At 45.2% G+C, this 9414-nt stretch carries 9 protein-coding genes and 1 pseudogene; 6 read left to right on the forward strand and 4 right to left on the reverse strand.

The features are described 5' to 3' along the window. Positions 1-137: 137 nt before the first annotated feature. A complete protein-coding gene (mnmG, locus tag IM477_RS01630) occupies positions 138-2045 on the reverse strand; it encodes a tRNA uridine-5-carboxymethylaminomethyl(34) synthesis enzyme MnmG (RefSeq protein ID WP_287730275.1) in 1908 nt (635 codons plus the stop codon). A 232-nt stretch (positions 2046-2277) separates the two neighbouring features. On the opposite strand from mnmG, the gene IM477_RS01635 reads away from it, so the two are divergent. Together IM477_RS01635 and cydB are read left to right on the forward strand one after the other, a co-directional pair. Continuing rightward, positions 2278-3705 carry a cytochrome ubiquinol oxidase subunit I gene (locus IM477_RS01635; RefSeq protein WP_287730277.1) on the forward strand — a complete coding sequence of 476 codons (1428 nt, stop codon included), beginning with the start codon at positions 2278-2280 and terminating at the stop codon, positions 3703-3705. Between the two features lie 8 nt (positions 3706-3713). Continuing rightward, complete coding sequence (gene cydB / locus IM477_RS01640; protein ID WP_002753098.1) at positions 3714-4727, forward strand: cytochrome d ubiquinol oxidase subunit II; 1014 nt, start codon at positions 3714-3716, stop codon at positions 4725-4727. Between the two features lie 82 nt (positions 4728-4809). On the opposite strand, the gene IM477_RS01645 is transcribed toward cydB, so the two are convergent. Together IM477_RS01645 and IM477_RS01650 are read right to left on the reverse strand one after the other, a co-directional pair. Then, positions 4810-5304 carry a phosphoribosyltransferase gene (locus IM477_RS01645; protein ID WP_039899628.1) on the reverse strand — a complete coding sequence of 165 codons (495 nt, stop codon included), beginning with the start codon at positions 5302-5304 and terminating at the stop codon, positions 4810-4812. 22 nt (positions 5305-5326) lie between these two features. Beyond that, positions 5327-5560: a hypothetical protein gene (locus IM477_RS01650; protein WP_002771307.1), complete on the reverse strand. Its 234-nt coding sequence runs from the start codon at positions 5558-5560 to the stop codon at positions 5327-5329. A 301-nt stretch (positions 5561-5861) separates the two neighbouring features. On the opposite strand from IM477_RS01650, the gene IM477_RS01655 reads away from it, so the two are divergent. From IM477_RS01655 to IM477_RS01670, 4 genes are all read left to right on the forward strand, one after another. Further along, positions 5862-6551 carry a lecithin retinol acyltransferase family protein gene (locus IM477_RS01655; RefSeq protein WP_287730279.1) on the forward strand — a complete coding sequence of 230 codons (690 nt, stop codon included), beginning with the start codon at positions 5862-5864 and terminating at the stop codon, positions 6549-6551. A gap of 90 nt (positions 6552-6641) precedes the next feature. Beyond that, positions 6642-6878, forward strand: coding sequence for a hypothetical protein (locus IM477_RS01660; RefSeq protein ID WP_287730281.1), 237 nt, complete (start codon positions 6642-6644; stop codon positions 6876-6878). Between the two features lie 82 nt (positions 6879-6960). Continuing rightward, positions 6961-8124 carry a GuaB3 family IMP dehydrogenase-related protein gene (locus IM477_RS01665; RefSeq protein WP_287730282.1) on the forward strand — a complete coding sequence of 388 codons (1164 nt, stop codon included), beginning with the start codon at positions 6961-6963 and terminating at the stop codon, positions 8122-8124. Positions 8125-8317: 193 nt separating this feature from the next. Then, the gene (locus IM477_RS01670) at positions 8318-8659 is read left to right on the forward strand and encodes a DUF760 domain-containing protein (protein ID WP_287730284.1); all 342 of its coding nucleotides are present in this window, start codon (positions 8318-8320) and stop codon (positions 8657-8659) included. Between the two features lie 292 nt (positions 8660-8951). Here IM477_RS01670 and IM477_RS01675 read toward each other — a convergent pair. Then, a pseudogene (locus tag IM477_RS01675) lies at positions 8952-9414 on the reverse strand (IS1634 family transposase); the annotation flags it as partial.

The following is a 9414-nucleotide window of genomic DNA, read 5'->3' on the forward strand; positions in this document are numbered from 1 at the left end:
GATTCTCTCAAAATCTTGCACCTGTTTCGCGAGAAAAGCCACAAAACCCTTACCTTGCCTACATTTCACATTTATTCAGCAAACCCTAATTAAGCAGCCGATGATAACTCTTGATCGCTTAAAATCGAGATTATTTCCTAACTTTTAACTGCCGACATCTGCCGCATTTCTAAATACACTAATAAAGCGTTAACATCTGCGGGATTGACTCCGCCAATTCGCGAGGCTTGGCCGATGGTGGCGGGTTTAATTTTTGTTAATTTTTCCCGCGATTCCATTGACAAAGTTTCGATTTTCATGTAGTCAATATCGGGGGATAAATGACGGTTACTGTGGCGACTAATTTGGTCGATTTGATTTTGTTGTCGCTTCAAATAACCGGAATATTTAATTTCAATTTCTACCCCTTCTCTTTCGGCTAAATTTAAATCGGGATTACCTAAACCATAACGATCGAGATCGAGATAATGCAAGCTAGGACGACGCAGTAAATCAGCTAAAGAGAGAGAACCTTTAATTTTTTGTTCCGTATCCTTAACGATGGCAATTGCCACCTCATCCCGCTCTTTAATTCTCGTTTCGTGTAGGCGTTCTTTTTCAGCGATAATATTAGCTTGTTTAGTTTGGAATAATTGCCAACGCCGGTCATCAATTAAGCCAATTTCTCGCCCTAAAGGTGTTAATCTTTGATCGGCATTATCCGATCGCAATACTAAGCGATATTCGGAACGACTGGTTAACATTCGATAGGGTTCCCGCAGATCCTTAGTACACAAATCATCGACCAAAGTTCCTAGATAACTTTCCTCCCGGGGAAAAACAATTAACTCTTTTCCTAAAGCAAATCTTGCCGCATTAATCCCCGCCACCAGTCCCTGGGCTGCCGCTTCTTCATAACCGGTTGTCCCGTTAATTTGTCCCGCACAAAATAATCCCTCAATCTTCTTCGTCATCAGGGTTGGATAACACTGAGTTGCTGGTAAATAATCGTATTCCACTGCATAGGCAGCCCGCAACATCACACAGTTTTCTAAACCGGGTAAAGTCCGCAGCATTGCTAATTGAACATTTTCCGGCAGTCCCGTTGAAAAGCCTTGAATATAAAGTTCGGGAATATCGCGCCCTTCCGGTTCAATAAAAATTTGATGACTTTCTTTATCGGCAAAACGGACGATTTTATCCTCAATACTAGGACAATAACGCGGCCCTTTGGAGTCAATAAAACCGCCATAAATGGGGGATAAATGTAAATTATCTCTGATTAATTGATGAGTTGCCGCCGTGGTGCGGGTGAGATGACAGTTCATTTGTTCCCGTTCGATCCACACCTCTGGATCAAAACTAAACCAACGTACCTCGTCATCGGGCGGTTGCGGTTCCATACGGGAGTAATCCACCGAACGCTTATCGACACGGGCAGGAGTGCCAGTTTTTAGGCGATCGGTCTCGAATCCGAGACGATTTAGGGTTTCTGTTAAACCCACCGCCGCAAATTCGCCCGCGCGTCCAGCTGCCATAGACTTGCCGCCGATCCAGATTTTGCCGCCTAAAAAAGTGCCAGTGGTTAAAATGACGGCTTTAGCGGCGAAACAAGTGCCGAAATAGGTTTCTACCCCTAAAACTTGCTCATTTGCCCCTAAAATCAGGTCTGTGGCCATGCCTTCCCGAATAACCAGATTGGCTTGGGTTTCGACGATACCTTTCATCACCGCCGCGTATTCCCGTTTATCGGTTTGGGCGCGTAGGGCCCAGACTGCCGGCCCGCGAGAGGCATTAAGAACCCGTTTTTGCAGATAGGTGCGGTCGGCCATTTTGCCAATTTCGCCGCCTAAAGCGTCCACTTCGTGGGTTAATTGGGATTTAGCCGGACCACCGACGGCGGGGTTACAGGGTTGCCAAGCGATTTTATCGAGATTAAGAGTGAGGAGAAGGGTACGACAACCGAGACGGGCGCAAGCTAGGGCCGCTTCACAGCCGGAATGGCCCGCCCCGACGACGATGACATCAAATTCATCTTGAAAGTCTGCGGCTGAGGAGAAAGTCATACTCGATCGAGGGGAAAATTAATTAATCAGGCTAATATTCTAGCAATTTTTCTGAGTTTTCCCCCCAATATAATACAAGAATACTAACTAAGTCATTGACTAACACCAAAGCGATCGCATAAATCTAAAAACAATCTGTATAATCCCTATTTACCCTTGCCTTTTCAGGGCATTACTGGCTAAATATTATAGGTGCTTATCATATCTTCACGATCGTTTAAAGATTGTAATCATGGATTTACTTGCCAATCCCGTCGCTTTGTCGCGGATACAATTTGCCGTCACCGCTATTTTCCATATGCTTTGGCCGGTGTTAACCACTGGTATGGGCATTTATCTAGTCATTGTCGAAGGATTATGGCTAAAAACCCGCAATCCTGACTACTATCATCACGCTCGCTTCTGGGCAAAACTCTACATTCTCAATTTCGGCATTGGAGTTGCTTCTGGTTTACCCATGGCCTTCCAGTTTGGCATGAATTGGGCGCCTTTTTCGGAAGCGGTGGGGGACTTTTTCGGAACTATCCTCGGTTTCGAGGGAACCATGGCCTTTATGCTAGAGGCTAGTTTTCTGGGAATTATGTTGTTTGGTTGGGGACGAGTTCCCCCGTTAATTCACTTCCTAGCGACAATTCTCGTCGCTTTCGGGGCTAATCTTTCCACTTTCTGGATTTTAACCGCTAATTCTTGGCTGCAAACCCCCGCCGGCGGCATTTTCGTGGATGGTAAATTTATCGTTCAGGATTACCTACAAGCGATTCTCAATCCCTTCATGGTTAATAGTTTCCTGCATATGTTTTTCGCTACTCTGGAAACTTCTCTTTTCGTCATTGGTGGGATTAGTGCTTGGTATTTGCTCAATAAACGTCACATTAGCTTTTTTAGTCGTTCTCTCAAAATTGTTCTTACTCTAGCGATTGTTATCGCTCCCTTGCAAATTTTTGTCGGTCATCTTAGTGCCGAACAAGTGTATCACTATCAACCGGCTAAATTAGCCGCCATGGAAGCGCAATGGGAAACTATTCCCGCGGGAGAAACTGCTGCTTGGAGTTTGGTCGCTTTACCCAAGGATAAAGCGGAGACAAATAGCTGGGAAGTGAAGATTCCTAATGCTTTGGGTTATCTTTTGGAGTTAAAACCCAAGTTATCGGAACCTGTTCTCGGCTTAAAAACGTGGAAATACGAAGACAGACCGCACATGGTGGGTCTAATCTATTATTCCTTCCGGATTATGGTCGCTATCGGTCTTTTTCTCGCTTCTTTAATGACTGTAACTGTCGGGCAATGGCTGCGCGGTCAACTGAGTAACGAAAAAATCGACAGTCAAAAATGGTTACTGCGCGCTTGGGTTTTTGCAGCCCCTCTGGGTTATCTTGCGGTTGAAACCGGTTGGATTGTCCGTTGTGTCGGTCGTCAACCCTGGACAGTTTACAATCAAATCCGGACAGTGGATGCTGCTTCTAAACTGCCCGCAGGCGAGATTTTAACCTCTTTAATCGGAATTACGGCGATTTATGTCGTTTTCTTGGTTTCTGCTCTCTATTTTGGCAGTCTTATTATCCGTCAGGGACCCAATCTTAACTTACCACTGCCGGGGACTCAAGAGGAAAAAGTGACCTCACCCGAACTAAATCCTCGTTCCCTAGAAGCGCAACAATAGGAGGAACTATGGAACCGTTACAGTATTTTTTGCCACAAATTTGGTTTTTTATTCTGGGTTTATTCCTGTTTCTCTACGTCCTTCTCGATGGTTTTGACTTGGGGGTGGGAATTCTTTCCCTGACTTCCTCCTCCGAGAAGCGTCGCAGTATTTTAATGACCAGTTTGGGCAATGTTTGGGATGCTAACGAAACTTGGATTGTCTTGATGGGTGGTTCCCTGTTTGGGGCGTTTCCCCTAGCTTACGGGACAATTTTAAACGCTTTATACCTGCCGGCAGTGATTATGGTGGTGGGGCTGTTATTTCGGGCTGTTTCCTTCGAGTTTCGTGAACATTCTCGTCGCAAGTTGTTCTGGAATTATGCCTTCGGACTCGGCAGTTTTTTGGCCGCTTTGGGGCAAGGATTCGCCCTCGGTGCGGTTTTTGAGGGCATTAAAGTGGATGAATTGGGTCATTTTGCCGGCGGCCCCTTTGATTGGTTAACATGGCGATCGATTCTAGTTTCTTTAACTTTAATCCAAGCTTATGTTTTAGTGGGTTCCACTTACCTAATTCTGAAAACTACGGGTAATTTACAGGAAGTTCACTATAAAACGGCAAAAATTGCCGCTATTACCACTTTTATCGGTGCTGTCTTTATCACCATCAGTACGCCGCTGCTTTCTGACCATATCCGTCAGCGTTTATTTGACCCTCGACTAATTTACATCTTTATCCTCATCCCGATTCTAGCTGTGGTCTTACTGGGTTTATTACTGCGGAGTTTGCAACTAAAAGAAGAAAACACCCCCATGGTCTGGACAGTATTGCTGTTTATGCTCTCTTTTATCGGTTTGGGATTGTTGATTTTCCCCGATATTATTCCCCCGTCAGTGACAATTTATCAAGCGGCGGCCGCCCCTAGTTCTTTGGTGTTTATGCTGACTTTTGTGGGTTTTTTAATCCCAATTTTACTAGCTTATACAGTTTATAATTACATCGTTTTTCGGGGTAAAATTACTGCTGAATCCTACGGAGAATAGATGGCGTTGCCGATTTCAGATATGAATCTTCTTTGGTGGTATTTTTAAGGGGAAACTCTCTACCGCTGATGCTAAACTGAATTTATTCTAGGAGGTCTTTGGGTGTAATTAACTCGTAACGCTCGAAGGGTTGATGAATCCAAGGATTATCGGGGTAATATTCCACATAATAGTCAGGTTTGATTCTTGATGCCGCTTTGTACCAGATCACCGCAGTTTTGATATTGGTAATCCCGTATTTTTCCTGCAATAAAATCGAGGTTTTTTGGAGAGTGATTCCCGAATCGACTAAATCATCCACTAATAACAAGGGACTCTTTAATTTGGCTTCGATCATAGCTAAATTCGAGGAAATAGTTAATTCTCCCCGAATTTGATGATTTTGCCCCCCGTAGGAAGCAGCGTAGAGAATGGCTAGGGGTTGACGAAAAAGACGACAGAGAATGTCACCGACGCGCAATCCTCCCTTAGCTAAACAGACAATCTGAGCAAATTGCCAACCAGAATGATCGATTTTTACTGCTAATTTTTCGATCAGACGATGGTATTCATCCCAAGAAACATAGACATCGGCCATATTTTCCATTCCCGATTCAGAATTACTTATTTTCGGCAGGTCGATCACTACTCCAGGCCCACCAAACTCGATCGCATTGACAATGATAGAATTCCTGCCATTTACGACGAGAATCTTCTCCTAAAACGGGAGCGCGGCGATTGATCCAAACGGCCTGAGCTTCTTTAGCTTTTGCCCCACAGTAAGGACAACAAAAATTGTAGGCGTGAACAGCATTCTCTGTCCAGTCAGGGGGAAAGGGACTAAAAGCATCCATAATCTCTGGGTTAAGGGGGTTAACAGTCAAAAAGGGGCTTGAATCGCTGGTGTTTAGGCTATAGTCCTCAATTTCTGCTTCGATAATTTTTACGGCGTTTCCCATAAAAATGAAGTGTAACCTAATTTGGTATTGACGACCGACTCCCCCAAAGGAAAACTTTGTACCTCATCATTAAGATAAATGCTATAATAGGTTTTGACAAATCGCGATCGGGAATATTTTCAAGAAAACGAAGATTAATACCCAGAAAAACTGGCTCAATAGATAATCTCCTTGTTTACTTGATCACTAAAAAAATATGGCTAAAGGGGATCAAATATACGCTTATCGGGAATTGCTCAATCTTCAGGGTGTTTATGCCCATCATGGCATCGATTGCGGTGATGGTAGCGTCATTCATTACCGAAAACCGAGCGAAATTGTCGAACGAACTTCCCTAGAAACCTTTGCTAGGGGCGGTAAAATCTATGTGGTGCGCCATGTAGAGGTGGGATTTTCCTTTATCCCCGATGTGGTGGTAGAAAGGGCGCTAAGTCGTCTGGGGGAGCAGAAATATAATCTTCTTTTTAACAACTGCGAACATTTTGCCACTTGGTGTAAGACCGGTATTAGCAAAAGTCAACAGATAGAAGAATTTATCCCGATTATTACCCATTTACAAGCGGTGGGACTCTACGAACCTCTGAAAAAATCCCTCATCGGAGCCGACCCCAACAATGCCCAAACTCTGTTAAAAGGGGCTTTAAGCAATCTTAAGGTCAGTTGGGATGAAATTCAACCCCAGTACAAAAAAGCCCTTCAAGAAGCAGAAACATGGAATCGAGTAGCGATCGAAGCTTTAAGCAGAAATCGCGATGATTTAGCCCGGGAAGCCCTGAAACGCAAGGTAGAAGCCAAAAAACAGGCAAAACGCCATCAGGAACAATTGGATCAACTAGCGGCCATGACCGAAAATGTTCTTAAAAGTCTGGTGATTGCTAACGGTTAGTCTGGATGTCAGTAAACTGTTCAGTATCTAACCCTATGCCAATTGCCTCGGTTGATTCCTATCCAAATCAGGTAATTTTAGTTGCTCGCCATGGAAATCTGGATTATTTTACGTTTTTCAATCGCCGCTGCCATTATCGCTTTAGTTTGCTGGTCTTTAGCCAGTGCCATGCGCGATAGTTGGCAAGTTGCCCGACGAATGCACTCCATCCCTTGCTCCCACTGCCGCTACTTTACCAACGATTATCGCCTCAAATGTAGTGTACAACCCAGGAGCGCCAACACCGAACAAGCGATCGACTGCGGCGATTATTTTCCCGGGGCCTAGTCGGCAATAATACCGAAAAGCTGTTCGAGATGGTGCGAAATTTGCTAGTCTAGGCTAAATAGGTCTGAAATAGTATAGAAACGTGGATACAATTATTGGTCGGGGCAAAACAGCCCGTAGAGCTTACGGTATCGATGAAATCGCACTTGTACCCGGAGTGCGAACCCTCGATCCTAGTTTAGCCGATACCCGTTGGTCTCTCGGCAATATCGAGCGGGAAATCCCGATTATCGCCAGCGCTATGGATGGGGTGGTGGATACTAAAATGGCCGTCCTCCTCTCCGAGTTGGGGGCGCTAGGGGTACTAAACCTCGAAGGTATTCAAACTCGTTATGAGGATCCTAACCCGATTCTCGATCGCATTGCGGCGGTCGGCAAAGCAGAATTCGTCGGTTTAATGCAGGAACTCTACGCAGAACCGATTAAACCGCAACTAATCGAGCTTCGTATCCAAGAAATTCAAGAAAAAGGCGGTATTGCGGCAGTTAGCCTCACCCCTGCCGGTGCCGTCAAATACGGTGCTATCGTCGCCCAAGCAGCGGCCGATATTCTCTTTGTCCAAGCAACCGTTGTTTCCACTGCCCATTTATCCCCGGAAGCTATCACCCCCCTCGATTTAGTGCAACTGTGCCAAGAAATGCCCATTCCCGTGGTTTTGGGCAACTGCGTCACCTACGAAGTCGCCCTTAACCTGATGAAAACCGGGGCAGCCGGGGTTTTGGTCGGTATCGGTCCTGGGGCCGCCTGTACTTCTCGCGGCGTTTTAGGAGTGGGAGTTCCCCAAGCCACTGCTGTGGCCGATTGTGCCGCCGCTAGGGACGATTTTTTCCAAGAAACCGGTAAATACGTCCCCGTTATTGCCGATGGCGGCATTATTACCGGCGGTGATATCTGCAAATGTATCGCCTGTGGTGCTGACGCGGTGATGATTGGTTCCCCCATTGCCCGGTCATTGGAGGCCCCCGGCCGCGGTTTTCACTGGGGTATGGCCACACCTAGCCCGATTCTACCCCGGGGGACCCGAATTAGTGTGGGCAGTACGGGAACTATTGCCGAAATCCTCGTCGGACCAGCAAAATTAGATGATGGCACTCATAACCTCTTGGGGGCGCTGAAAACCAGTATGGGAACTTTAGGTGCTAAGAACTTAAAGGAAATGCAACAGGTGGAAGTGGTGATTGCCCCCTCGCTGCTGACGGAGGGTAAAGTATATCAAAAGGCCCAGCAGTTAGGTATGGGTAAATAAAAGTTATCGGTGAACAGTGATCGGTTATCTGCTTCTCGGAGCAGTTTTTGATTTGTGCCGGAGATGGATTTTCTTCTTGGGATGACTATCCCCTTCAGGTTCGGTTCTACCGACTCCCACTATCTCAAAAAACTGTTAAATTGGAAGAACCAAAAGGATAGTTTATAAAAAAATTGAGTTAAGGAGATCAAAAGTGTATAGAGAAAACGATCGCCCTGACAATTTATTCGGTACCGATAGTGAATTTTCCGAGAGTTTGTGGCAGTATGTCCAGACCTTAAGTCCGGAGACAATCGCCCAACTCTCGAAACCAGAGTCCCAAGAGGTTTTCCAAGTGATGGAACGCAACATTATCGGACTTTTGGGCAACCTTCCTTCGGAACATTTCGGGGTCACTATCAGTACCAGTCGCGAACATCTGGGCCGGTTATTGGCCTCAGCAATGATGAGTGGTTACTTTCTCCGCAATGCTGAACAGAGAATGAATTTTGAAAAATCCCTCGCTACTCTCCAGAGCGGTTCTAGCGATGTTTAAGGTTTAGCGGTAGTTAGTTTGAAAGGGAAAAAGAAGCAATCGGCAATCAGCTATCAGTTGTCCATTTTTAGTTGTCTTTTATTGCATTAGTTAGCCATATAACTGGCTCTTCGGTTTGTGTTATGCAATGGACGGGGGTTATAAGGGATGGAACCCTTATATAGAAAGGCATTTAGCGATTTTTGTCAATTGTTTTTGCTCTAGAGCGAACTAATCAATTAAGTCTCTTGCCAGATAAGGATTTAGTCGATTTATGCCCCCCTATCGAACCATACCAAGTAACGAAGAACCAACGAAGTTGTCTTTGGCCAATAGTATAAACCAGCAGGCACAAGCCCATGAGCATGGCCATGACCTCGATTCTATGGGGAGATTTGAGAAAGACACTGTGGGCAAAAAAGCCGGGGTCTTTGAGAAAAGAAAATCCTCTTTCTGGAGCTTGTTGCCCTTTATATTTTTTGAGTATATCCTCACTGCTTAATCGTTGTTTCTCCAAATCGTTAGTTGCTAAAACGAATCGTCCTGCTCGTTTCTTTAGCCTCTCAATCGCTGGCAAATTCAACTCTAATTCGGCTTGAACTTGATAGCTTTGAAAGGGCAAATCGTCTTTTGATTTGAGTTTTGACCCCTGGGACTCAGGCGGAATGAGATTGACTTTAATCTCCGTTAACTGATGATATTTTAAGGAGTCAGATAATCCTTTGGCTATCGCCAACGCCACCGCTCTATTCTCAAATTCTCTTCGGGATAGTTGC

This window comes from Microcystis sp. M090S1 (assembly GCF_020246295.1).
GTDB classification, from domain to species: domain Bacteria; phylum Cyanobacteriota; class Cyanobacteriia; order Cyanobacteriales; family Microcystaceae; genus Microcystis; species Microcystis aeruginosa.

Excerpts from the sequence above, each read along its gene's own strand:
- mnmG (WP_287730275.1), bottom strand. The coding sequence starts at position 2,045 with ATGACTTTCTCCTCAGCCGCAGACTTTCAAGATGAATTTGATGTCATC.
- IM477_RS01635 (WP_287730277.1), top strand. The coding sequence starts at position 2,278 with ATGGATTTACTTGCCAATCCCGTCGCTTTGTCGCGGATACAATTTGCC.
- cydB (WP_002753098.1), top strand. The coding sequence starts at position 3,714 with ATGGAACCGTTACAGTATTTTTTGCCACAAATTTGGTTTTTTATTCTG.
- IM477_RS01645 (WP_039899628.1), bottom strand. The coding sequence starts at position 5,304 with ATGGCCGATGTCTATGTTTCTTGGGATGAATACCATCGTCTGATCGAA.
- IM477_RS01650 (WP_002771307.1), bottom strand. The coding sequence starts at position 5,560 with ATGGATGCTTTTAGTCCCTTTCCCCCTGACTGGACAGAGAATGCTGTT.
- IM477_RS01655 (WP_287730279.1), top strand. The coding sequence starts at position 5,862 with ATGGCTAAAGGGGATCAAATATACGCTTATCGGGAATTGCTCAATCTT.
- IM477_RS01660 (WP_287730281.1), top strand. The coding sequence starts at position 6,642 with ATGGAAATCTGGATTATTTTACGTTTTTCAATCGCCGCTGCCATTATC.